Raw genomic sequence first — 24,633 nt, forward strand, 5'->3', positions numbered from 1 at the left:
TCGTGACCACGGCTTCACGCCTCCCGCAGTTCGCCAGCCGCCTGGCGTCCCGGCTCCCCCGCACCGTCGACGTCCGCGTCCGCCGCCTCGCCGTCGCCTCGCTGATCGGCCAGACGCTCCTGGTGGTCACCGGCGGCGCCGTCCGGCTGACGGCGTCCGGACTTGGCTGCCCCACGTGGCCCCGCTGCACCTCTGATTCGCTGGTGAACACCCCGGAAATGGGAATTCACGGTTTCATCGAGTTCGGCAACAGGCTCCTGACGTTTGTCCTGGCCGCCGTTGCCGTGCTGTTGCTGGTCTACCTGTGGAACCTGCGGAAGGAACGCAAAGACCTCTTCCTGCTGGCCCTGGGCCTGCTGGCCAGCATCCCGGCCCAGGCAGTGATCGGCGGCATCACCGTCCTGACCAACCTCAACCCGTGGGTGGTCGGCCTGCACTTCCTGGTCTCGATGGCCCTGGTGGTGTTCTCCACCTTGCTGGTGAACCGTGCCTTTGGCCGCACGGGCCGTTTCCCGGCGACCCTGCCCACCGTCCTGCCCGCCGTCCTGCGCCCGGTGACGGCCGCCGTCGCCCTCTTCTCAGCCGTGGCCGTCATGCTCGGCGTCGTGGTCACCGGAGCCGGACCGCACGCCGGCGACGCCGATGCGCCCCGCAACAACCTCGACTGGGACCTCGTGTCGCACATCCATGCGGTGCCCGCCTACCTGGTAACTGCCGGCACCGTGGTGGCGCTCGTCCTGGTCATCCGCCGCCGGATCACCGGCCCGTTCCGGACTGCTGTCCTGGCCCTCCTCGGAGTGACGCTGCTGCAGGCGGTCATCGGTTTCACGCAGTACTACAACGGCATTCCCGCATTGCTGGTGGCAGCCCACATGCTCGGGGCGGCGCTGCTCATGGCCGCCTCGACGAACGCCTGGGACATCGCCCGCTCAAGCACGGCCAAGTAACGGCAAGCCACGCCACGCAGCAGGCGCCCCGGTCCGTCTGGACCGGGGCGCCTGCCCGTTTTCCGGGGACCTGAGGCAGGGTCCGGAATTACCGGGTCGCCATGGCGCTGCCCTGCAACCGGGATCCGAGGGCCGGATCAAGGTCCGATATGCCGTCCGGAGTCACTTCCAGGACCCGGGCTGTGGCAATGTCGTAGAACAGGCCCGTTGCCTGGATCCGCCCGTCGGCCAGGGCCGGGCTCGCGTGGGGATGGTTCCGCAGCTTGCCCAGCTGCACGGCCACATTGACCATCGCCAGCTGGTCCACCGTGTTGTATCCGGCGGCCGCGGCCTGCCTGCCCACGGGGTGGCCCGCCAACAGTTCCGTATGGCTTTGCCGGGCATGCCCCAGCCAATGCCCAAAGGCCGGGCCCAGTGAACTGTTGTCCCCGCCGTCGGCCTCCGCAATCAGCGCCTTCATGGCGCCGCAGTTCGAGTGTCCGCAAATCACGAGCGACCGCACACCCAGGCCGTTGACGGCGAAGGACAGCGCCGAGTCGATCGAGGCATCCTGGCCCTGGTTGCAGACCACGTTTCCGATATTCCGCAGGGTAAGGAGGTCGCCCGGACCACTGCTGGTGATCAGGTTGGGGTTGACGCGGGAGTCGACGCAGGCCACGAACAGGCTGTCCGGATTCTGGCCTTCGGTCAGGTCGTGCACCAGCGGACGCACCTGGTCCGCGAACCGGCGGTGGTACTTATTGATGCCCTGCAGCAGGGATTCCTTTCGCGGCGGCAGCGGCAGCTCACTGGCTCCGCTGCGCCGGGGCGTTTGGTGCGCCGCGTCCCGGAACAGGGTGTTTCCGTGCTCCTCGAGGTTCACGGTGCCGCCCGAGGCCTGGTGCTGGACCTGCCAGGCCAGCAAGGCTTCGCGGAACGAATGGTCCACATAGTCCGCATTCAACTCCACCGTGACGTCCGTGCCCGCGGGAATGGACTGCAGTGTCCCGTTCAACCGTGGGAGGGCGAAGAAACTGCAGGATCCGGCAACAGTCACCCGCCAGGGCGAGGACGGCGCGGCCGGCGGGTGGGATTGGATCGGGGCCCGCAGGACCCGCCACAGCACACAGGCGGCGGCCAGGGCAAGCCCGATCATGACGCCCTCCAGCAGGTTCAGGAAGACGACGGAGCCCAGGGTCACGGCATAGATCAGGAGGTCGCCTGTCCGCAGGCTGGTGCGGATATCGGCCACCTTGATCAGCCGCGCGCCGATGACCACCAGCAGGCCGGCAAGGACGGCGAGCGGAATCAGCTGGATCAGCCCGGCGAAGAGCGCCGAGAAGGCAAGGACCCAGATGCCGTGCAGTACGGCGGATGCCCTGGTGGCCGCGCCGGCTTCCACGTTGGTGGCGCTGCGGACGATGACTCCCGTGACGGGAAGGCCGCCCAGTGAGCCCGAGACGATGTTTGCGGCGCCCTGCCCGACGAGTTCCTTGTTGAGGTTGGTGCGGGGGCCGGTGTGCATCTTGTCCACGGCGACCGCGGACAGGAGGGATTCGATGCTGGCGATCAGGGCCATGGTCAGGACCGCGAAGGCGAAGGCGCGCCAGTTTCCGTCGGGAAGCTGCGGCAAGGCAATGGCATCGAAGATCGAGCCGTCGAGGGAGATCCGTTCAACCCCCGGGGCAAAGGCAACCGCCAACGCGGTGCCCGCCGTAACGGCTGCCAGCGGGCCCGGCACCCGGCGGGCAACAGGGGGAAGGAACCGCCAGCACAGCAGGATCACGATGACCGCCAGTCCCAGCAGGGCCGCATGCAGTTCCAGGTTGGTGATGGCCGCAGGCAGTCCTGCGAGGTTCTCAAGGGCGGAGCCCGCGGGCTGCGATCCCAGCAGCACGTGGAGCTGCTGCAGGATGATGGTGACGCCGATGCCTGCGAGCATGGCCTTCACCACTACAGGGGAAACGGCCAGGGCTGCCCGGCCGACGCGGCTGATGCCCAGCAGCAATTGCACGACGCCGGCCGCCACGGTGATGGCGCACGTCACCTGCCAGCCGAACTCCTGCACCAAGCCGGCCACGACGACGGTCAGCCCGGCTGCCGGTCCACTCACCTGGAGCGGTGAACCGCCCAGGCTGCCGGCCACAATGCCGCCAACGGCGGCGGCGATCAGTCCGGCCATGATCGGGGCGCCGGATGCTGCCGCGATTCCGAGCGAGAGCGGAAGTGCCACGAGGAACACCACCAGGGATGCGGGGACGTCGGCGCTGAGATGGGAGGCGAATCCCGGGAGGCGGAGTCTGTTCCGGCTTTGGTTCCTGTTTCCGCCCGGTGGACTGTGGCTGGGCGCGGGGACGGCTGGGGGACGGGCTTCCATGGGCTTATTTCCTTTGCTTGCGGGAAGGGTCCACTCCACCGTAAGCAGGCCGTCATCTTCAATGACAGTTAAAGTGACAGACATGACAAAGATGTCATACCGTTCGCCCAGGCAACGAAATCGGCGTTTCCCCGTCGACGCTTGCAGCGCCAAAGAAAGAAGGCGGCCTCCACCATGAGGTGGAGGCCGCCTGGGGCTTCGTGGGGCTGGCCGGTCAGCCGCCCACCACCGCACGCCCAATGAAAGGATCCACGGCAAGGGCAATGAAGAGCAGCGTCAGGTAGCTGATGGAACCATGGAACACCTTCATGGCGCGCTTGTCTGGAATGTCTTCCCGCTGCGCGCGGGCATACAGGGCATGGGACTCATACAGGAACCAGGCCCCCGCCAGGACCGCGGTGACCGTGTAGACCCAGCCGGCACCGCCCGCCGGAATCATCAGCAGCGAGCAGGCAACCATGGCCCACGCGTAGAGGACCACCTGGACAGAGACCACCTTGGCCCCGGCGATGGCGCCAAGCATGGGGACATTGGCGTTGCGGTAGTCCTCTCCGTAGCGCATCGAGAGCGGCCAGTAGTGCGGCGGGGTCCACAGAAAGATCACCATGAAGAGGATGATGGCGGGCCACTCCACCGAATTGGTTACCGCGGCCCAGGCAATAAGCACCGGGAAGCAGCCTGCGGCGCCGCCCCACACAATGTTCTGTGCGGTGCGGCGCTTCAAGATCATGGTGTAGATCACCACGTAGAAGAAGATGGCGCCGAGGCCAAGCCAAGCGGAGAGCGGGTTGGCTCCAAACCAGAGGATCACGATGGCTGCCGCACCGAGCAGCCAGGAGAAGACCAGGGCTTCGCGGGGCGTGACCTCACCGGTCACGAGCGGCCGGTTCTCGGTGCGGTGCATCAGCTTGTCGATGTCCCGGTCGATGTAGCAGTTGAATGCCCCGGCACTGCCGGCGGCGAAAGCGCCCCCCACCAGGGTGGCAAGGATCAGGCCAATGGAGGGGAAGCCCCGCTCGGCGTAGATCATGGTGGGCAGCGTACTCACCAGCAGAAGCTCAATGACGCGCGGCTTGGTGAGGGCGAGATACGCCTTTGCCTTGCGGGCAAACCCGGCACCGGAGGCCCGGGATGCGTTTAGCGGCGTATCTGTTGTGCTCACGGTGGCAGTCACCCGTTCTGTGTGGCAGTTGAGGCTGGCTGTGCAGCTCCGGTCGTGCGGCCCGGTCCCGGGCACGGCACGGCGGAAGGAAATTGCCATGTACCTGCATCAGCCGGGAAACTCCGGGCGGCGTTGGATGCCCACCGGTGTTGGCCTCCGAATATCATACCGCGCCGGCACCCCCGTCCGGGGCCCGCCGTATGCGCAGTTGATCGCTCGCAGGCCCATTCGAGCAGATTAACTCAGCCCTCCGCCGGAGTCATTCACAAAAGGGGAAATTGCGTCCAAAACGTGAGACTTGGGCCGCCCGGACTATGGATAAGAGCTAAGCTGTCACCAGATCAGCACGCAGCAAGAAAGCGGTGGAAAACGCATTCCCATTTGCTGTTCGTGACTGAATGCAAAGATCAACGTTTCGATGGTGAACGGCTGGTACACACCAAAGCGGCGCCACAGAGCGCGCCCTTAGCCGGATCCGGTGTACCACTGCCACCAGCACAGAGAGGGGCCCGGTTTTCGTGCCACATTTGGAAGAGCAAGAACTGTCATGGAGCAGCCTGGACCAGCGCGCTGTGGATACCATCCGCGTGCTGGCCGCAGACGCCGTTGAGAAGGTGGGCAACGGCCACCCCGGTACGGCGATGAGCCTGGCCCCGGCCGCATACCTTCTCTTCCAGAAGCTGATGCGCCACGATCCGCGTGATCCGCACTGGCTCGGCCGCGACCGTTTCGTCCTGTCCCCCGGCCACACCTCCCTCACGCTCTACATCCAGTTGTTCCTCTCGGGCTACGGGCTGGAACTGAAGGACCTGGAGGCACTGCGCACCTGGGGTTCACTCACCCCGGGACACCCTGAGTACAAGCACACCGCCGGCGTGGAAATCACCACCGGCCCGCTGGGCCAGGGCCTTGCCTCCTCCGTGGGCTTCGCCTACTCGCAGCGCCGGATGCGCGGCCTGTTCGACGCCGACGCTCCCGCGGGCGACTCGCCGTTCGACCACACCATCTGGGTCATCGCCTCCGACGGCGACCTCCAGGAAGGCGTCACCTCCGAGGCCTCCTCGCTGGCCGGCCACCAGGAGCTCGGAAACCTCGTAGTGATTTACGACGAGAACCACATCTCGATCGAAGACGACACCGACATCGCGTTCACCGAGGATGTCCTGAAGCGCTACGAAGCCTACGGCTGGCACACCCAGCGCGTGGACTGGACCCGCACGGGCGAATACAAGGAAGACGTCCAGGAGCTCTACTCGGCCCTGCTCGCCGCCAAGGCTGAGACGTCCAAGCCGTCCATCATCTCGCTGCGCACCATCATCGGCTACCCGGCACCCAAGAAGCAGAACACCGGCAAGATCCACGGATCCGCCCTGGGCGCCGAGGAAGTCGCGGCACTGAAGGAAGTACTGGGCTTCGACCCCGCCAAGTCCTTCGACGTGGACCAGGAAGTGCTCGAGCACGCCCGCTCCGTGGTGGAACGCGGCGCTGCCGAACACAAGGAATGGGAAGAATCCTTCAACGCCTGGCAGGCAGCCAACCCGGAAGGTGCAGCCCTCCTGCAGCGCATCGAAGCCAAGGAACTTCCCGAGGGCCTCGACGCAGCCCTGCCGGTCTTCCCCGCCGGCAAGGACGTTTCCACCCGCGCGGCTTCCGGCAAGGTCCTCAACGCGCTGGGCCCGGTCATGCCCGAGCTCTGGGGCGGTTCAGCCGACCTTGCCGAGTCCAACAACACCACCATCGAGGGCTCGCCGTCCTTCGTGCCGGCCTCCAAGCAGACTGGTGCCTGGTCCGGCAACCCCTACGGCCGGGTGCTGCACTTCGGCATCCGCGAGCACGCCGCCGCTTCGATCGTGAACGGCATCAGCCTGGCAGGAAACACCCGCGCGTTCTCGGGCACCTTCCTGATCTTCAGCGACTACCAGCGCCCCGCCATCCGCCTCGGCGCCCTGATGGGCGTGCCTTCCCTGTACGTCTGGACGCACGACTCCATCGGCCTCGGCGAGGACGGCCCCACCCACCAGCCGGTGGAACAGCTCGCCTCACTGCGCGCCATCGTGGGCCTGGACGTGGTCCGCCCCGGCGACGCCAACGAAGTGGCCGCCGCCTGGAAGACCATGCTGGAAAACCACGCAAACCCGGCAGGCATCGTCCTGACCCGCCAGAACATCCCCACGTGGGAACGCGGTACGGGCGATGCCGAGGGAGACACCTTCGCTTCCACCGCCGGTGTCGCGAAGGGCGGCTACGTCCTGGCTGAGGCTTCGAAGGACGGCGCCACCGTGCCGGCCGACGTGATCCTCATTGCCACCGGTTCCGAGGTCCAGCTCGCCGTGCAGGCCCGCGAAGCCCTGCAGGCCGACGGCATCGCGGCCCGCGTTGTCTCCATGCCGTGCGTTGAATGGTTCAAGAAGCAGGACGCCGCCTACCGAGAATCCGTCCTGCCGTCCGCCGTCAAGGCACGCGTCTCGGTGGAAGCAGGACTGGCCCTGGGCTGGCGGGAATTCGTCGGCGACGCCGGCCATTCCATCAGCCTCGAGCACTACGGCGCCTCCGCAGACTACAAGCGCCTCTTCCAGGAGTTCGGCATCACCGCAGAAGCCGTGGCCGCTGCCGCCAAGGACTCCCTCAACAGCCTCCAGGCCTAAAACCTCATCTTTTAGGAGATACCAAAATGACTACTCCCACCCAGCAGCTCTCCGACGCCGGAGTGTCCATCTGGCTCGACGACCTTTCCCGCGGACGCCTGGAAACGGGCACCCTCCGCAAGCTCATCGAAGAAAAGAACGTGGTTGGCGTGACCACCAACCCGTCCATCTTCCATGCAGCCATCACCTCCGGCACTGACTACGACGCCACCATCGCAGCCCAGGCCGCGGCCGGCGCCAGCGTTGAGGATACGATCTTCGAGATCACCACCACCGACGTCGCCGACGCCTGCGACCTCTTCGCCCCCGTGGCGGCGGCCACCAAGGGCATCGACGGCCGCGTGTCCATCGAAGTCGACCCCCGCCTGGCCTGGGACACTGCAGGCACCATCGCCGAGGCCAAGCACCTCTACCAGCGGGTCAACAAGGACAACGTGCACATCAAGATCCCGGCAACCCTTGAGGGCCTCGAAGCCATCACCGCCACCCTGGCCGAGGGCATCAGCGTCAACGTGACTCTGATCTTCTCGCTGGAGCGCTACCGCGCGGTCATCAACGCCTTCCAGTCCGGCCTGGAGCAGGCGAAGGAAAACGGCCACGACCTCGCGAAGATCCACTCCGTGGCATCGTTCTTCGTCTCCCGCGTGGACACCGAAATCGACAAGCGCCTGGACAAGATCGGCACCGAGGAAGCCAAGGCCCTCAAGGGCAAGGCGGGCGTTGCCAACGCCCGCCTGGCCTACCAGGTCTATGAAGAACTCTTCTCCACCGAACGCTGGGCACTGCTTGCCGACGCCGGGGCCCTCCCCCAGCGTCCGCTGTGGGCCTCGACCGGTGTTAAGGACCCGGCCTACCCGGACACCCTCTACGTCACCGAGCTCGTTGCCCCCGGCGTCGTCAACACCATGCCGGAAAAGACGCTGGACGCCACCTTCGACCACGGCGTGGTCACCGGCGATACCGTCACCGGCACCTACGCCGAAGCAAACGCAACCCTCGACGCCCTGGAAAAACTCGGCATCTCCTACAACGACGTCGTCGCGCTCCTTGAGACCGAAGGCCTGGACAAGTTCGTGTCCAGCTGGAAGGAACTGCTGGCCGACGTCGAAGGTGCCCTCGCCGCTGCACGGAAGGCTTCCTAACACACAATGAGCACACTCAGCTTCGACGCCACCGGCGCTGCGCAGCAGGCCCTGGAACAGCACCTTCCCGCCCTGGTCGAGGACCGGATCGCAACCCGGATCTTCGCGAAGGACCACACCCTGTGGGGTCCTGACGCCGAGTCCGAGTCGGCCATCCGCCTCGGCTGGGTGGAGGCGGCCACCGTTTCACAGCCCTTGGTCAAGGACATCCTGGAACTCCGCGATGCCCTGCGCGCCGAGGGTGTCACCCGGATCGTCCTTTGCGGCATGGGCGGATCCTCGCTGGCCCCCGAGGTCATCGCGGGCACGGCCGGAGTCGAGCTGACGGTGCTGGACAGCACGGACCCCGAACAGGTCCGGGCTGCCCTTGAGGACCGGCTGGCCGAGACCGCAATCGTGGTCTCGTCCAAGTCCGGGTCCACCCTGGAAACCGACTCGCAGCGCCGCATCTTCGAGCAGGCCTTCACCGAGGCCGGCCTGGACGCCAAGAGCCGGATCATCATCGTGACGGATCCCAATTCCCCGCTGGACAAGTCGTCCCGCGAAACCGGGTACCGCGCAGTGTTCAATGCCGACCCCAACGTCGGCGGCCGCTACTCGGCGTTGACGGCGTTCGGCCTGGTGCCCTCAGGCCTGGCCGGGGTGGATATCCAGGCTTTCCTGGACGAGGCCGAGGAAGCGGCCGAAGTCCTCAACGACGACGCCCCCGAAAACATCGGACTTGCCCTGGGCGCGGCCCTGGGCGGAACCAGTCCGCTGCGCAACAAGGTCGTCATTGCCGAGGACGGCTCCGGCATCGTCGGCTTCGCCGACTGGGCCGAGCAGCTCATCGCTGAATCGACGGGCAAGCTGGGTACGGGCATCCTGCCCGTCGTGGCGGGCCCCAACGCACCCGAGGTCAGCTCCGGCGCTCCCGACGTCCTGGTGGTACGCCTGGTAGCCGCGGATGCCGACGTCGAACTTGGCGGGAACCAGGTGGCCATCGCCGGCGGCCTCGCCACCCAGATGATGGTCTGGGAGTTCGCCACCGCCGTTGCAGGCCGACTGCTGGGCATCAACCCCTTCGACCAGCCCGATGTGGAGGCCGCCAAGGTGGCAGCGCGCGGCCTGCTGGACGCCCAGCCGGAGCCGACGCCCGCCGCTTTCGTGGACGGCGCAATCGAGGTTCGCGGTGGTGACTGGCTCGGCGACGCCACCACGGCCGGGGACGCCGTCAAGGCACTCCTTGGCACGCTGGCTGCCGACAGTTACCTGAGCGTCCAGGCATACTTCGACCGCCTGGCCTTTGCCGGACTCGAAGGAATCCGTGACGACCTCGCTGCGGCTACCGGCCGTCCGGTGACGTTCGGCTGGGGCCCGCGCTTCCTGCACTCCACCGGGCAGTTCCACAAGGGCGGCCCCGCAATCGGCGTGTTCCTCCAGGTCACCGCCGCTGCGGCAGAGGACCTCGCGATTCCGGACCGGCCGTTCAGCTTCGGTGAGCTCATTGCCCGCCCAGGCTGCAGGCGACGCCCAGGTCCTGGGCCAGCACGGCCGACCCGTGCTGCGGCTCCACCTCACCGACCGTGCCGCCGGCGTGGCGCAGCTGCAGGACCTTGTCGCTGCCCTGTCCACCCGCGCATCCGCAACCGAGAGCTAAGGCGCAGAACCAACCATGCCAGAAACTGAATACGGTAGGAAGGGCGCGGGCCGCGGGCGTAATCCGCTGCGCGATCCGCGTGACCGCCGTTTGAACCGGATTGCCGGTCCGTCGTCGCTTGTGCTTTTTGGGGTGACGGGTGACCTGGCCCGGAAGAAGTTGATGCCGGCGGTGTATGACCTGGCGAATCGTGGGTTGTTGCCGCCGAGCTTCGCGCTGGTCGGATTCGCCCGGCGTGAGTGGGACAAGGAGGATTTCGCCGCCGAGGTGAAAGCGTCCGTGCAGGAGCACGCGCGTACCCCGTTTGATGAGGCGGTCTGGAACCAGCTGTCCGAGGGTATCCGGTTTGTGCAGGGTGAGTTCGACGACGACGCCGCGTTTGAGCGTCTTGGCGAGACGATCAAGGAGCTCGACGACGTCCGGGGTACCCGCGGGAACCACGCGTTCTACCTGTCCATCCCGCCGAAGGCGTTCGAGCAGGTCTGCCGGCAGTTGTCCAAGCACGGCCTGGCACAGGCCGACGGGGACAAGTGGCGGCGGGTGGTGATCGAGAAGCCGTTCGGTCACGACCTGGAATCGGCGCGGCAGCTCAACGACATTGTCGAATCCGTGTTCCCGCCGGACGCCGTGTTCCGGATCGATCACTACCTGGGCAAGGAAACGGTACAGAACATCCTGGCGTTGCGTTTCGCGAACCAGTTGTTCGAACCGTTGTGGAACGCCAACTACGTGGACCATGTCCAGATCACCATGGCCGAGGACATTGGCACCGGTGGCCGGGCCGGGTATTACGACGGCGTGGGTGCAGCCCGTGACGTCATCCAGAACCACCTGCTCCAACTGCTGGCACTGACGGCAATGGAGGAACCGATCTCCTTCAACGCCGACGACCTGCGGGCGGAGAAGGAAAAAGTCCTCGCCGCGGTCAAGCTCCCGGAAGATCTCTCCACGCATTCTGCGCGCGGCCAGTTCACCGGCGGCTGGCAGGGCGGCGAGCAGGTCCAGGGCTACCTGGAAGAGGAAGGCATCCCCGCAGACTCCACCACGGAGACCTACGCGGCGGTTCGGGTGGACATCCACACCCGCCGCTGGTCCGGTGTTCCGTTCTACCTGCGCGCGGGCAAGCGCCTGGGCCGTCGCGTGACCGAGATCGCCGTGGTCTTCAAACGCGCCCCCAACCTGCTCTTCCGCGACCATGGCGAGGACGACTTCGGGCAGAACGCAGTGGTGATCCGGGTCCAGCCCGACGAGGGCGTGACCATCCGGTTCGGTTCCAAGGTTCCCGGTACCCAGATGGAAGTCCGGGACGTGACCATGGACTTCGGCTACGGGCACTCGTTCACCGAATCGAGCCCGGAGGCTTACGAGCGGCTGATCCTGGACGTGCTGCTCGGTGAGCCGCCGCTGTTCCCGCGGCATGAGGAAGTGGAGCTGTCCTGGAAGATCCTTGACCCGTTCGAGGAATACTGGGCCACCCTGGACGAACAGCCCGAACCCTACGCCCCCGGCTCCTGGGGCCCGGCCAGCGCTGATGAGCTGCTGGCCCGTGACGGACGAACCTGGAGAAGGCCATGATCGTAAACCTCCCCGATACCACCACCTCGAAGGTTTCCAAGAAACTCATGTCCCTGCGCGAGCAGGGCGGGGTGATCGCCCTGGGCCGGGTCCTGACCCTGGTGGTGGTAACCAAGTCCGGGCTCGAGGAAGAAGCGATCGAGGCCGCGAACGACGCCAGCCGGGAACACCCCTGCCGGATCATCGTCCTGGCCGACGCCGGGAAAGACGCCGATGACCGGCTCGACGCGCAGATCAGGGTGGGCGGGGACGCCGGCGCGTCCGAGGTCATCGTGCTCCGCGGCTACGGTCAACTCGCGCACGAGTCCGAATCCCTGGTCGCCGCGCTGCTGCTCCCGGACGCCCCGATCGTGGCCTGGTGGCCGCACGGGGCCCCAGCGAACGCGTGCGAGACCTCCATCGGCGCGATCGCGCACCGCAGGATCACCGATTCGGCCAACGAACCGGACCCGCAGGCCGCGCTTGAACGGATCCACCACACCTACAAAGCCGGCGACACCGACCTCGCCTGGACCCGGCTGACCAACTGGCGGATCCAACTCGCCGCGGCCCTGGACGAAGTCGATTCCTCCCCGGTCACCGCGGTCGCGGTCGAGGGCGCCTCGGACTCACCCTCCACCATCCTGCTCGCCGCCTGGCTCACCCTGACCCTGGACGCCCCCGTGACCATCGTCGCGGACCCCGCAGGGACAGGGATCCGTCGTGTCCGCCTCACCCGCCCCGGCGGCGACGTCCAACTCTTCCGCCCCGGACTCTCCGTCGCCGAACTCACCCAACCCGGCCAACCCGCCCAACGGATCACCCTCCCACGCCGCAGCCTCCGCGACTGCCTCGCCGAAGAACTCCGCCGCCTCGACCCCGACGAAGTGTTTGGCGAAGTGATTACTATTGGACTGCCACGTACCAATCTAAGGAGCGTCCGACCCAGTGAGCGTTGACCCCAGAGTAAGCATCCATCCTGATTCGTCCGTCCTCATGGCCGCGATTGCGGCCCGCCTGATCACCAAGCTCGTTGATGTCCAGGACAAGTACGGCGAAGCCACTGTGGTGCTCACCGGGGGGACCGTGGGGATCGGTACATTGAAGGCTGTTGCCGATTCCCCGGCGGCGCCCGCCGTCGACTGGTCCAAGGTCAACTTCTGGTGGGGTGACGAACGCTTCGTCGATGCGGCGGATCCGGACCGGAACACCAAGCAGGCGTTCGATGCTCTGCTCTCGCACATTCCGGTGGATCCGGAGCGGGTCCACTCTCCTGGTTCCGCGGACCACTTCGGCACTCCCGAGGAGGCGGCTGAGGACTACGCCCGGCAGCTGCGGGAAGCGGCAGCAGCCGAACATGCGGCCGACATGTCCGATGACCGGCCGGATGAGCCGTCCACGTTGCCCCGCCTTGATGTGGTGCTCCTCGGCGTCGGCCCCGACGCCCACATCGCATCGCTGTTCCCTGAGCAGGCCGGCATCCGGGAGAAGAACCTTACGGTGGTGGGAGTGCGCAACTCGCCCAAGCCTCCGCCGCTGCGGATTTCCCTGACGATGCCTGCTATCAACACGGCGTCAGAGGTCTGGATGGTGGTGGCCGGCGAGGACAAGGCCGGGGCGGTGGGACTTGCCCTTGCCGGCGCCAACCCGGTCCAGGTACCTGCGGCCGGACCGAGGGGTACGTCCCGCACCCTGTGGCTGATCGACGAGAACGCCGCCTCACGTGTCCCGCAGCAACTCGTCCGGAAGGACGCCGCGGGCGCGTAGTTTTTCCAGCGCTCCGGCCAGGACGTCTTCGGCGTCCTGGCCGGAGCGCCGCTCTTTAACGTATTCCAGGTGGCTCTTGTACCCTTCGTCGAAGGGATCAGCCAGCGCCGCTGCCTGCCCGTCCCGGGAGGCCGGAGCACCACAGCGCCGGCAGTCCCAGGTCAAGGGGATCTGGTCGTCGGGCAGCTTGAGGAAGACAGGCTGGGTCTCGTGCCCCTTCGCGCACCAGTAGGACACCCGGATGCGCGGGAGGGGCTGGGAGGAAGGATCGGTGGACTGCAGGCTCGATCCGGACCCTGCCGTCACCCCGGCGCGGGTCCCCCGAAAGCCTGATGCTGGATGGACCATGACATCTCCTGCCTCGAAGCGGATGGCCGGGTACCGGCAGCTTAAACGCAACTGTGGCTGCCGGATAAACCGACAGCCACGGTTTAGTTGCCCGATCCGGGCGGCGGGAGGGCCTCAGGACCCTATTCAGCGGCTCCCTAGGAGTCGCCGCCGCCGCTGAAACGCATGATCAGGCCCAGGGCAATGATCACCACGCCCCAGGTAACTCCCAGGACGATGGTGAAGCGGTTGAGGTTCCGTTCGGCTACCCCGGAAGAGCTGAGGCCCGAGCTCATGCCGCCGCCGAACATGTCGGAGAGGCCGCCGCCGCGCCCCTTGTGCAGGAGGATGAGCAGCGTCAGCAGGAGGCTGGTGATGCCCAGGAGGATCTGCAGGATGACATGAAGAACGTCCACGACGGCCTTTCGGAAGTTGGAATTGCGGGAACTTGTACTGGTTGCGGACTAGTCCGTGACCAGGTGGCTCTCGAACCTGACAATATTAGCAAACTCGGCGGGATCGAGGCTGGCACCGCCCACAAGGACACCGTCGACGTCGCGCTCCTGCAGGATGGCGGCGGCGTTGTTGGCCTTGACTGAGCCGCCGTACAACAGGCGGGTCTTGGCTGCAACGTCGGCGCCGAAGAGGCTTTCGAGTTCCGCTCGGATCGCGGCGCACATTTCCTGTGCATCCTCCGGGCCTGCGACCTCGCCCGTGCCAATCGCCCAAACGGGCTCGTAGGCAACCACGAGTTCGGCCGCTTGGTCGTTGGTGAGTCCTGCAACGCCGGCGCGCAGCTGCTGGAGCGTGTGCTCAACATGGGTTCCGGCCTGGCGGATTTCCAGGCCTTCCCCGACGCACAGGACGGGGGTGACTCCGTGCTTGAAGGCGGCCTTAACCTTGGCGTTGAGGACGTCGTCGGACTCGTTGTGGATGGTGCGGCGTTCGCTGTGGCCCACCAGCACGTAGGTGCAGCCGAGCTTGGCCAGGAACTGGCCGGAAATGTCGCCGGTGTAGGCTCCGGAATCGAACTGGGAAAGGTCCTGGCCGCCGTAGCCGACCTGCAGGTCATCGCCCTGGACCAGGGTCTGGACGCCGCGGAGGTCCGTGAACGGCGGGAACACGGCAACCTCAACGCGGCTGTAGTCGTGCTTGGCGTCGGAGAGGGTCCAGGCCAACTTCTGCAGGAGGGTGATGCCCTGCACGTGGTCCATGTTCATTTTCCAGTTGCCCGCGATGAAGGGCTTGCGGTCGAAGGCGCCATTCGTTGACGTAGTCACGTGATCTCCATAAAAGTTCTTGATATGTGTGCGGCCGGCAGGCTGCCGCGGGCAACCTGCCGGCCGAAGGACTGGTCAGTCCGGTACTACCTGGCAGTTGGTGCTACCGGTCCAGGACGCTGAGGCCGGGAAGCTCCTTGCCTTCGAGGTATTCCAGGCTTGCGCCGCCGCCAGTGGAAATGTGGCCGAACTGGTCATCGGCGAATCCCAGCGTGCGTACCGCCGCTGCCGAGTCGCCGCCGCCCACAACGGTGAAACCGTCGGTTTCCGTCAGGGCCTGTGCGATGGCACGGGTACCGGCGGAGAAGGCCTCGAATTCGAAGACTCCCATGGGCCCGTTCCAGAAGACCGTGCGGGCTCCCTTAATCCGGTCCGCGAAGGCGGCAGCGGTGTCCGGGCCGATATCCAGGCCGATGCCCTGGGCACCGAAGCTGCTGCTTTCGATGGCGTCAGCCGGCACCGTTTGGTGCGCGGCATCCGCCGCGAACTTCTCTGCCACCACAACGTCCGTGGGAACGACGAATTCGGTGCCTGCATCTGCAGCCCGCTTGAGGTAGTCCTGGACCACGGGGATCTGGTCTTCCTCGAGGAGGCTGGAGCCCACCTTGTGACCGGCGGCTGCCAGGAAGGTGAACAGCATGCCACCGCCCACCAGGATGGTGTCGGCTTTGCCGAGCAGGTTCTCGATGACCGCGAGCTTGTCGGAGACCTTGGAGCCGCCGAGCACCACCACGTAGGGACGCTGGGTGTCAGTGGTCAGCTTCCGAAGGACTTCCACCTCCGTGTGCACCAGGTCGCCCTGGTACGACGGCAACCGGGTGGCGACGTCGTAGACACTGGCGTGCTTGCGGTGGACGGCGCCGAAGGCGTCATCCACGTAGGCGCCGTTGTCACCGGTCAGTGCCACGAGCTCGTCGGCGAAGGTGCCGCGTTCGGCGTCGTCCTTGCTGGTCTCGCGGGAGTCGAAGCGGACGTTCTCCAGGACCAGCGCTTCGCCGTCCTGCAGGGACGCTGCGGCACCCTTGGCGGCGTCACCAACGGTGTCGGCTGCCAGGGTGACCTTGAAGTCCGCCAGTTCGGCGAGGCGGTCCACGGCGGGACGAAGGGAATACTTGTCCTCCGGGGCCCCCTTGGGGCGTCCGAGGTGGGCTGTTACCAGCACGCGGGCACCGGCGTCCGTGAGCTTTGACAGCACTGGCAGTGAGGCCTTGATGCGGCCGTCGTCAGTAACTGTAGAGCCGTCGAGCGGCACATTCAGGTCACTTCGAACCAGAATGTACCGCCCGCGGACACCTTCAGCGATCAGTTCGTTGAGGGTGTGAGATGTCATGTGTCTAACCCTAGCCCAGCTTGGATGCCACGAGCTCCGTGAGGTCGACGAGGCGGTTGGAGTAGCCCCATTCGTTGTCATACCAGGAAACAACCTTGACCTGGTTGCCGATGACCTTGGTCAGGCCGGCGTCGAAGATCGAGGAAGCGGGGTCGCCAACGATGTCGGAGGAGACGATGGGCTCGTCCGTGTAGGTCAGGAAGCCCTGCAGTTCCTCGGACTCCGAGGCACGCTTGAGGGCGGCGTTGACTTCCTCCACGGTGGTCTCGCGGGAGACGGTGACGGTGAGGTCGGTGGCGGAGCCGGTGGGCACGGGGACGCGGATGGCGTAACCGTCCAGCTTGCCCTTGAGCTCAGGCAGGACAAGGCCGATTGCCTTGGCGGCGCCGGTGGAGGTGGGAACCATGTTGATGGCCGCAGCACGTGCACGGCGCAGGTCCTTGTGCGGACCGTCCTGGAGGTTCTGGTCGGCGGTGTAGGCGTGCACGGTGGTCATGAGTCCACGCTCGATGCCGAATTCGTCGTTAACCACCTTGGCCAGCGGGCCGAGGCAGTTGGTGGTGCAGGAGGCGTTGGAAATGATGTTGTGCGTGGCGTTGTCGTACAGGTTGTCGTTGACGCCCATCACGATGGTGATGTCCTCGTCCGAGGCCGGAGCGGAGATCAGGACCTTCTTGGCGCCTGCATCGATGTGCTTCTGCGCATCGGCTGCCTTGGTGAAGAAGCCGGTGGATTCGATGACGATGTCCACGCCCAGATCGCCCCAGGGGAGCTTGGCGGGGTCGCGTTCCGCCAGGACCTTGACCACGTTGCCGTTGACGACGATGTTGCCGTCCTTGACCTCGATGGTTTCCTTCAGGCGCCCGCCGACGGAGTCGTACTTGAACAGGTGGGCCAGGGCTTCGGGGCTGGTGAGGTCGTTGACGGCAACGATTTCCAGGTCCGCGCCCTGGGCAAGTGCTGCGCGGAAGTAGTTGCGGCCAATGCGGCCGAAGCCGTTGATACCAATACGGGTCGTCACTTTTACAGTCTCCTTGGTGCTTTGAGAAGCACAACTAGTTGAGCGGGCGTTCAAGCCAACTAACAGATCCCGCACGCCATTGGGCAGAGATGATTTACATGGAGGGCGACCAGCCTCATTGCTGAAGGCTAACCGCCTTCCGTGACCTATCTTACGTTTAAGTGGGTCCGCCCCCGCAAGTGCAGGGGCGGACCGTCCACATCCCGGCCGGTTTAAGTCAGAATGTGAAGTTTGTTACATCGATGTATAACGCAGCTCACTACGGAAGGGTGATGAGTCCCGTGGCGTTGGTGCGGGCTGCCTCGAAGCGCTGGGCGACGTCGGCCCAGTTGACGATGTTCCAGAATGCCTTGACGTAGTCGGCCTTGACGTTGACGTAGTCAAGGTAGAAGGCGTGCTCCCACATGTCCAGCATCAGCAGCGGGGTGGTGCCCAGGGCAACGTTCCCCTGCTGGTCATACAGCTGTTCGATGACAAGGTTTCCACCGATGGGTTCGTAGGCCAGGAAGCCCCAGCCCGAGCCCTGCAGTCCCAGTGCGGCGGCGCTGAACTGGGCGCGGAACGCATCGAAGGAACCAAAAGCGTCGTCGATGGCAGCCGCCAGCTCGCCTTCGGGCTTGTCGCCGCCGTCCGGGGACAGGTTGTTCCAGAAGACCGAGTGGTTGATGTGGCCGCCGGTGTGGAACGCGAGGTCCTTGGAGAGACGGTTGATGTTGGCGAAGTCGCCCTTTTCCCGTGCCTCGGCAAGCTGGGCCAGCGCGTTGTTGGCGCCGGTGACGTAGGCTGCGTGGTGCTTGCTGTGGTGCAGCTCCATGATCCGCGCAGAGATGTGCGGCTCAAGGGCGGCGTAGTCGTACTTGAGTTCGGGCAATACGTACTCAGTCACAAAATCCTCCAATATCGTGGACGCTCGGTCCGGTTGGTGACTCTCGGATTGTGCATCCGGGCGGCTGGCGCCCGGAATCTTTTTGATTCTATGGGGCGCTTACTCGTCCAGCATTTCCGGCGTCACATTGGCGTCAGTTCCGGGAATGCCCAGGTCGAGGGCGCGTTTGTCCGCCATGGCCAGCAGCCGGCGGATCCTTCCGGCAATCGCGTCCTTGGTCATCACAGGATCGGCAAGCCGGCCCAGTTCGTCCAGGCTGGCCTGTTTGTGCGCCACCCGCAGTTCACCGGCGTATTTCAGGTGGTCCGGAACGTCGTCGCCCAGGATTTCCAGGGCCCGGTCCACCCGTGCGCCTGCAGCGACTGCGGCCTGCGCGGAACGGCGCAGGTTTGCGTCGTCGAAGTTGGCGAGCCGGTTTGCCGTGGCGCGGACTTCCTTTCGCATCCGGCGTTCTTCCCAAACCATCAGCGCGTCGTGGGCGCCCATGCGCGTCAGGAGCGCCGCGATGGTGTCGCCGTCGCGGATGACCACGCGGTCCACTCCCCTGACCTCACGCGCCTTGGCCTGGATGTCCAGGCGGCGGGCCGCCCCGACGAGGGCGAGGGCCGATTCGGGACCGGGGCAGGTGACCTCCAACGAGGAGGACCGTCCGGGTTCCGTCAGTGATCCGTGGGCAAGGAACGCCCCGCGCCACACAGCTTCGGCGTCGGCCGCTGATCCGTTGACGACGGCGGACGGCAGCCCGCGCACGGGGCGGCCCCGGCCGTCCAGGAGGCCGGTCTGCCTGGCCAGTGCCTCACCGTCACGGACGACGCGGACCACGTAGCGGCTGGCGCGCCGAAGTCCGCCCGCGGAGACCACGATGATTTCGCTCTGGTGTCCGTAGACCTCGGCGATGGCGGCGCGGAGCCGGCGGGCCGTGGACGCCAGGTCCACTTCCGCTTCGATGACGATCCGGCCGGAGATGATGTGCAGTCCCCCGGCGAAGCGGAGCATGGCGGAGACTTCCGCCTTGCGCACTGATGACTTCTTAATGTCCAAACGGGACAGTTCTTCTTTGACCGATGCTGTCAGTGCCATGGCACCTTCCTAACTGTTCCCAAAAATGTCCTGGTACGCCGTCGCCAGCCGCAGTGGCTCGTGGACAGGGCGGCGTCCCGACGCCCCTACTTTACCCAAGACCACCTCCGCGCCGATCATGCCGGCGGCCTTCTCGAACTCCTGCCGGTCGGGTACGGAGGCGGGATCGGCGAGGACGACGTCAACGCTGAACTCCGGAGCGTAGCGCCGGAGGACGTGAAGATGGTCCGCGGCCGTCATGCCGGACGTTTCTTTGGTGTCGGTGGCAAGGTTCATGGTCAGGCAGCGCTTGGCCGGAGTGCTGCACAATGCCTGGCGCATCTCGGGCAGCAGCAGGTGGGGCAGTACCGACGTGTACCAGGAGCCGGGGCCCAGAACCACCCAGTCGGCCAGCTCGATTGCCGTCAAGGCCTCCGTGCAGGCGGGCGCCGATTTAGGCAGGAGCCGGACTTCCTCCAGGGAGCCGGCGACCGCGCAGCGCGCCTGCCCGTGGATGGTCTGCAGCCCGGTTCCGCCGCCGGGGGTGGTGACGCGGACGTCGCCTTCGATGGTGAGCGGAACGGTGGACATGGGCAGGACCTGGCCCCTGGCACCGAGAAGCGCACCGGCCCACTTGAGCCCGGCGACGGCGTCGCCCAGGAGTTCCCAGAGGGTGACGATCAACAGGTTGCCCATGGCGTGTTCGTCCAGGGAGCCGCCCGGGCCTTTTCCGGCGCGGAAGCGGTGCTGCATGACGTCACGCCAGGTGCGGCCCCAGTCGGTGTCGTCGCAGAGCGCGGAAAGTGCCATGCGGAGGTCTCCGGGCGGGAGGACGCCGTACTCCTCGCGCAGACGCCCGGAAGAGCCGCCGTCGTCCGCAACGGTGACGATCGCGGTGAGCTCGGAGGTGAGCAGGCGCAGTGCCGACAAGGAGGCCGCCAGGCCGTGTCCGCCGCCCAGCGCCACAACGTTGGGGCCCTTGTCCTGTTGGCCGGGCGCTGTTCCGCCGGCCGGTGGCACCAGGGGCAGGGCACCGGTGAAAAGGGCCATTATTCGCGGCCCAGATCCCGGTGCGCGGTGGTCACCGTGACCCGCGGATACTGAGCGAGTTTCTTGGAGAGCTCGACGGCGACCGCGACGGAGCGGTGCTTTCCGCCCGTGCAGCCGACGGCGATGGTGGCGTAGTGCTTGTTTTCCCGCCGGTACCCTTCCAGTACGGGCTCAAGTGCGAGGACATAGCGGTCCACGAAGTTCTTGACGCCCTCGGCCTCGAGCACGTAGTCGCTGACGTCCTTGTCCAGGCCGGTCAGCGGGCGCAGCTGGGGAACCCAGTGCGGGTTGGGTATGAACCGGACGTCCGCCACGTAGTTGGCATCCACCGGCAGGCCGTACTTGAAACCGAAGCTCATGACGTTCAGCCGCAGTGCCACGGGACCGGTTTCGCTGAACAGCTCGGTAATGGCCGTGGCGAGTCCGTGGACGTTGTAATTGGAGGTATCGAGCACGACGTCGGAGGTGTCGCGCAGTTCCTGCAGCAGCTCGCGTTCGGCGGCGATACCGTCCAGGATCCGTCCGCCGCCCTGGAGCGGGTGGGGGCGGCGCCCCTGTTCGAAGCGCCGGACCAGGACGTTGTCGCTGGCGTCCAGGAACAGCACCCGGAAGGTGACGCCGCTGGCGGCAAGTGCGCCCAGCGCTGCGCGGATGTCGGCGAAGAGCCCCTTGCTGCGGACGTCGATCACCACCGCGAGCCGGGGAATGGACTGCGGTGCGTGCGAGACGAGTTCGGCCAGCGTGCCAAGCATCTGCGGCGGCAGGTTCTCCACGACATACCAGCCGTGGTCCTCCAACGCATCGGCGGCGGTGCTCCGCCCGGCGCCGGACATCCCGGTGACCACCAGCAGTTCCGCTTCGAGCGGCTTGACTGTCTCCAGCCCGTCCTGCCCGTCTTCGGATCCCGCCGTCGTGTCTGCCATGAAGTCCGCCCCGTTTCGTTGTTGTGCCAGGGGCGGCCGCAGTGGCGCCGCCCCGTCACTTACCCTAGCTAAGTTTCAATGATTTCGCCGGTGGCCATGTTGATCGCCGGTACGGCCGCAGCGTCGAGGCTGTCGGCGGCGAAGTGGTTCACGATGGCGCCGGCCAGGGCGGGGCCGATCCCCTTGGCCTCGGAGAGCTCTTCCACGGTGGCGGCCTTGACGCCCTTGACCGAGCCGAAGTGCGCCAGGAGGGCCTTCCGCTTGGATGCGCCCAGGCCCGGGACGGCGTCGAGCGCCGAGACGGTCATGGCCTTGCCGCGCTTTTGCCGGTGGAAGGTGATGGCGAAGCGGTGGGCCTCGTCCCGGATCCGCTGCAGCAGGTACAGGCCCTGCGAGGTTCGGGGCAGGATTACCGGAAAATCGCTGTCCGGCAACCATACTTCTTCCAGCCGCTTGGCCAGGCCCACCACGTAGACGTCATCGATGCCCAGGCCGGCCAGCGCGCGGGCTGCCGCGTTTACCTGCGGCTGGCCGCCGTCCACCACCACCAGGTTGGGCGGGTAGGCGAACTTGGCTTTGGGCGCCGGCGTGGTGGTGTCCAGCACCGCGTCTTCCGTGACGGCGTCCCGGCCATCCGCTGCGAGGACGGACTCGTCAACCTGCGCGGACTTGTCCTGCAGGTAGTGGCGGAAGCGCCGGGTCAGGACGTCATGCATGGCCGCCGTGTCGTCGGAGGCGGCGGGTCCAGTGATGGAGAACTTGCGGTAATCGGACTTTTTGGGCAGCCCGTCCTCCACCACCACCATGGAGGCCACCACGTTGGTGCCCTGGACGTGGGAGACGTCGAAGCATTCGATCCGGAGCAGCGGCACCGGCAGGTCAAGGGCTTCCTGCAGTTCCTGGAGGGCCTGCGACCTGACGGTGATGTCCCCGGCACGGCGGGTCTTGTGGAGCTTCAGCGCGTGTTCGGCATTTTCGCGCACCGTGGACATCAGCGCCGCCTTGTCTCCGCGCTGCGGGACCCGGATATCCACCTTGGCCCCGCGGATGCCGCCAAGCCAGGTGGCGAGGTCCTCCGCGTTGCTGGGCGCCACGGGCACCAGGACCTCGCGCGGCAGCCTGCCGTGGGTCTCGCCGTCTTCGCCGTAGACCTGCTGGAGCAGGTGCTCCACAAGGTCCGGGGTGGTGAAGTCTTCCACCTTTTCCACTACCCAGCCGCGCTGGCCGCGGATGCGGCCGCCCCGGACGTGGAACACCTGGACGGCGGCTTCGAGCTCGTCTTCGTGCAGGGCGAACACGTCGGCGTCGGTGTCCTCGGACAGCACCACCGCGTTGCGTTCGAAGACCTTCCGCAGGGCTGCGATGTCGTCACGGAGCCGCGCGGCGTGCTCGTAGTCCAGTTTTGCCACGGCGTCGGCCATTTGCTTTTCCAGCTTGGTGATGAACCGTTTGGCTTCACCGCCCATGAAGGCGCAGAAATCGTCTGCCAGGGCCCTGTGGTCGTCGGGCGAGATCCGGCCCACGCACGGTGCGGCGCATTTGTCGATGTAGCCCAGCAGGCACGGCCGGCCGGTGGCTTCGGCCCGTTTAAACACGCCGGCACTGCAGCTGCGGACGGGGAAGACGCGCAGCAGGGTATCCATGGTTTCCCGGATGGCGCCCGCGGTATAGGGGCCGAAGTAGCGGGTCCCCTTCCGCTTGTCCCCCCGCATGACCTGCACCCTGGGGTATTTCTCGCCCATGGTGACGGCGAGGTAAGGGTAGGTCTTGTCGTCCCGGAATACCACGTTGAACCGGGGCTTGAATTCCTTGATCCAGGTGTATTCGAGCTGCAGCGATTCCAGTTCGCTGCCCACCACGGTCCACTCAACGCTGCTGGCGGCGTGGACCATGGCGTAGGTCTTGGGCAACAGGCCGGCCGGGTTGGCGAAGTAGGAGTTCAGGCGGGACCGGAGGCTTTTCGCCTTGCCCACGTAAATGACCCGGCCGTGCGGGTCACGGAACCGGTAGACGCCCGGGTTGGTGGGGATCTCACCGGTTTTGGGCCGGTAACTTGCTGGATTTGCCACCTATCAAGTCTACTAAGGTGCGCCGGGCATCGTTGCCAGTCCGGGCTACTCCGCGGACTTGCTCTGGTTGTAGCTGGTGGAACGCTCCTGGCCGCTCAGGGCAGCGATCGCGTCCATGATCCGGTCCGTGACTTCACGGCGTGCGGGAAGGGAGTGGTCCGGGCCGGTCTTGTCGAAGTACAGCGGCTCCCCCACTTTCATGGTGAAGTGCTGCGGCCTGACACCCTTCTCGCCGGCGCGCTGGAGTTTCTCGGTCCCGATCAGTCCCACCGGGATGACCGGGGCCCCGGTGGTGAGGGCGAGCCAGCCGACGCCGGTGCGGCCCCGGTAGAGGATGCCGTCCCGGGAGCGGGTGCCCTCGGGGTAGATGCCGATGCCGCGGCCGGACTCGAGGATGTCCAGGAGTGTCTTGAGCGCCTGGACGCTGGCCGCCTGTTCGCCGCGCTCCACCGGAATGGAGCCAACGGACTCGAAGAAGGCCTTCATGACCTTGCCCTTGACGCCTCCGGTGGTGAAGTACTCGGCCTTGGCGAAAAACGCGACCGGACGGGGCATCAATGCTTGCACGATCACGCTGTCAAAAAAGGACAGGTGGTTGGGAGCCGCGATGAATGGGCCGTCGGAGGGGACATTTTCGAGTCCGACGACGGTGGGCCGGCAGGTGCCGGAGATCAGGTTGCGCGTGGTCCAGCGGACGGCATCAAACATTTCCATCATTGCTCACCCCGCTCATGGCCGCGGTGTGGATGGCTTGCAACCGGTCGATGACCGTGACCAGTTCCTCACCCGTGCTGACCACGGCGATCGACCCCGCCGCTTCAAGTTCGCCGTCAGGCGCGAATCCCCAGACGACCCCGATGCAGTCCAGGCCGTTGGCGATCGCCCCGGAAACGTCCTGGGCCCGGTCCCCCACCATGATGGCGTGCCGGGTATCCAGGTTCTGCAGGGCGGCGGCGATGATCTGGGTCTTGCCGAGCGGAACGCCGTCCACCGCGGCTTCGTCGTCAGCGGAGCCGTGGATACCGTGGAAGAAACCGTCGATGCCGTGGTGGGCCAGTACCGTGTGGGCCAGGCCCTGCGGCTTCTGGGTGGCGACGGCAACGGGCCGTCCCGCTGCAGCGAAAGATTCGAGGATGTCGCGGATTCCCGGGTACAGCCGGCTCTGGGCGATTCCGGTGGACACATAGTGTTCCCGGTAGCGGCGGACCACCTCTTCGAGGCGGCCCGCCGGCACCTTCGCCACGTTGAGCAGTGAGTCGCTCAGTTTGGGGCCGATCATCGCATCCAGCAGGTCCTGGGCGGGAACAGGGAGCCCCAGCCCACGGAGGGCCGATGCAATGCCTTCTGTTATTCCACCGGCCGGGTCGACAAGAGTGCCGTCCAGGTCAAAGATCACGGGCACTGTTGTTGAAGTCACCGGGTTAGTTTCTCACGACAGCGCGAGTGCCTGAAACTCGCATTCCCGTGCAGGAATAT

At 66.1% G+C, this 24,633-nt stretch carries 20 protein-coding genes and 1 pseudogene; 7 read left to right on the forward strand and 14 right to left on the reverse strand.

What is annotated here, in order from left to right:
* Positions 1–2 precede the first annotated feature (2 nt).
* Entirely contained in the window at positions 3–947 is a 945-nt protein-coding gene (locus tag QF050_RS14340) for a COX15/CtaA family protein (RefSeq protein ID WP_308931013.1), read from the forward strand.
* Positions 948–1,035: 88 nt separating this feature from the next.
* Here QF050_RS14340 and QF050_RS14345 read toward each other — a convergent pair whose 3' ends face one another.
* Together QF050_RS14345 and QF050_RS14350 are read right to left on the reverse strand one after the other, a co-directional pair.
* Entirely contained in the window at positions 1,036–3,303 is a 2,268-nt protein-coding gene (locus QF050_RS14345) for a bifunctional SulP family inorganic anion transporter/carbonic anhydrase (protein WP_308931014.1), read from the reverse strand.
* A 214-nt stretch (positions 3,304–3,517) separates the two neighbouring features.
* Positions 3,518–4,477, reverse strand: a complete 960-nt coding sequence (locus tag QF050_RS14350) for a heme o synthase (RefSeq protein WP_308931015.1) — start codon at positions 4,475–4,477, stop codon at positions 3,518–3,520.
* Between the two features lie 515 nt (positions 4,478–4,992).
* On the opposite strand from QF050_RS14350, the gene tkt reads away from it, so the two are divergent.
* The 6 genes and pseudogenes from tkt to pgl all read left to right on the forward strand — a co-directional run bounded on the left by tkt (position 4,993) and on the right by pgl (position 13,212).
* Positions 4,993–7,110, forward strand: a complete 2,118-nt coding sequence (tkt, locus tag QF050_RS14355; protein ID WP_308932179.1) for a transketolase — start codon at positions 4,993–4,995, stop codon at positions 7,108–7,110.
* Between the two features lie 26 nt (positions 7,111–7,136).
* Positions 7,137–8,252 carry a transaldolase gene (gene tal, locus QF050_RS14360; RefSeq protein WP_308931016.1) on the forward strand — a complete coding sequence of 372 codons (1,116 nt, stop codon included), beginning with the start codon at positions 7,137–7,139 and terminating at the stop codon, positions 8,250–8,252.
* 6 nt (positions 8,253–8,258) lie between these two features.
* Positions 8,259–9,891 (forward strand): annotated as a pseudogene (locus tag QF050_RS14365) (glucose-6-phosphate isomerase).
* A 15-nt stretch (positions 9,892–9,906) separates the two neighbouring features.
* Positions 9,907–11,466 carry a glucose-6-phosphate dehydrogenase gene (zwf, locus tag QF050_RS14370; protein WP_308931017.1) on the forward strand — a complete coding sequence of 520 codons (1,560 nt, stop codon included), beginning with the start codon at positions 9,907–9,909 and terminating at the stop codon, positions 11,464–11,466.
* Positions 11,463–12,404 carry a glucose-6-phosphate dehydrogenase assembly protein OpcA gene (locus QF050_RS14375; RefSeq protein ID WP_308931018.1) on the forward strand — a complete coding sequence of 314 codons (942 nt, stop codon included), beginning with the start codon at positions 11,463–11,465 and terminating at the stop codon, positions 12,402–12,404. Before zwf ends, QF050_RS14375 begins: the two co-directional genes overlap by 4 nt.
* The gene (pgl, locus tag QF050_RS14380) at positions 12,394–13,212 is read left to right on the forward strand and encodes a 6-phosphogluconolactonase (RefSeq protein WP_308931019.1); all 819 of its coding nucleotides are present in this window, start codon (positions 12,394–12,396) and stop codon (positions 13,210–13,212) included. Before QF050_RS14375 ends, pgl begins: the two co-directional genes overlap by 11 nt.
* Here the strand turns inward: pgl and QF050_RS14385 are convergent.
* From QF050_RS14385 to QF050_RS14440, 12 genes are all read right to left on the reverse strand, one after another.
* Positions 13,165–13,560, reverse strand: a complete 396-nt coding sequence (locus QF050_RS14385; RefSeq protein WP_308931020.1) for an RNA polymerase-binding protein RbpA — start codon at positions 13,558–13,560, stop codon at positions 13,165–13,167. The two genes, pgl and QF050_RS14385, sit on opposite strands and share 48 nt — an antisense overlap.
* A gap of 137 nt (positions 13,561–13,697) precedes the next feature.
* Positions 13,698–13,955 (reverse strand): preprotein translocase subunit SecG, encoded by a 258-nt coding sequence (gene secG / locus QF050_RS14390; protein ID WP_018761260.1) that lies wholly within the window; start codon positions 13,953–13,955, stop codon positions 13,698–13,700.
* Between the two features lie 48 nt (positions 13,956–14,003).
* Positions 14,004–14,819, reverse strand: coding sequence for a triose-phosphate isomerase (gene tpiA, locus QF050_RS14395; protein ID WP_308931021.1), 816 nt, complete (start codon positions 14,817–14,819; stop codon positions 14,004–14,006).
* A gap of 103 nt (positions 14,820–14,922) precedes the next feature.
* Positions 14,923–16,149 (reverse strand): phosphoglycerate kinase, encoded by a 1,227-nt coding sequence (gene pgk / locus QF050_RS14400; protein WP_308931022.1) that lies wholly within the window; start codon positions 16,147–16,149, stop codon positions 14,923–14,925.
* A 10-nt stretch (positions 16,150–16,159) separates the two neighbouring features.
* The gene (gene gap, locus QF050_RS14405; RefSeq protein WP_308931023.1) at positions 16,160–17,170 is read right to left on the reverse strand and encodes a type I glyceraldehyde-3-phosphate dehydrogenase; all 1,011 of its coding nucleotides are present in this window, start codon (positions 17,168–17,170) and stop codon (positions 16,160–16,162) included.
* A 259-nt stretch (positions 17,171–17,429) separates the two neighbouring features.
* On the reverse strand, positions 17,430–18,056 hold the full coding sequence (locus QF050_RS14410) for a superoxide dismutase (RefSeq protein WP_308931024.1): 627 nt from the start codon (positions 18,054–18,056) through the stop codon (positions 17,430–17,432).
* A gap of 99 nt (positions 18,057–18,155) precedes the next feature.
* Complete coding sequence (gene whiA, locus QF050_RS14415; RefSeq protein ID WP_015937022.1) at positions 18,156–19,136, reverse strand: DNA-binding protein WhiA; 981 nt, start codon at positions 19,134–19,136, stop codon at positions 18,156–18,158.
* Positions 19,137–19,145: 9 nt separating this feature from the next.
* Complete coding sequence (yvcK, locus tag QF050_RS14420; protein ID WP_308931025.1) at positions 19,146–20,165, reverse strand: uridine diphosphate-N-acetylglucosamine-binding protein YvcK; 1,020 nt, start codon at positions 20,163–20,165, stop codon at positions 19,146–19,148.
* Complete coding sequence (gene rapZ, locus QF050_RS14425; protein ID WP_308931026.1) at positions 20,165–21,088, reverse strand: RNase adapter RapZ; 924 nt, start codon at positions 21,086–21,088, stop codon at positions 20,165–20,167. Before rapZ ends, yvcK begins: the two co-directional genes overlap by 1 nt.
* Positions 21,089–21,156: 68 nt before the next feature.
* Positions 21,157–23,157, reverse strand: a complete 2,001-nt coding sequence (gene uvrC, locus QF050_RS14430) for an excinuclease ABC subunit UvrC (RefSeq protein WP_308931027.1) — start codon at positions 23,155–23,157, stop codon at positions 21,157–21,159.
* 45 nt (positions 23,158–23,202) lie between these two features.
* Entirely contained in the window at positions 23,203–23,871 is a 669-nt protein-coding gene (locus tag QF050_RS14435; RefSeq protein ID WP_308931028.1) for a lysophospholipid acyltransferase family protein, read from the reverse strand.
* Positions 23,858–24,574: an HAD hydrolase-like protein gene (locus QF050_RS14440; protein WP_308931029.1), complete on the reverse strand. Its 717-nt coding sequence runs from the start codon at positions 24,572–24,574 to the stop codon at positions 23,858–23,860. The genes QF050_RS14435 and QF050_RS14440 overlap by 14 nt, the downstream gene beginning before the upstream one ends.
* Positions 24,575–24,633 lie beyond the last annotated feature (59 nt).

Origin of the sequence: Arthrobacter sp. SLBN-112 (assembly GCF_030944625.1) — a bacterium.
Lineage (GTDB): Bacteria > Actinomycetota > Actinomycetes > Actinomycetales > Micrococcaceae > Arthrobacter.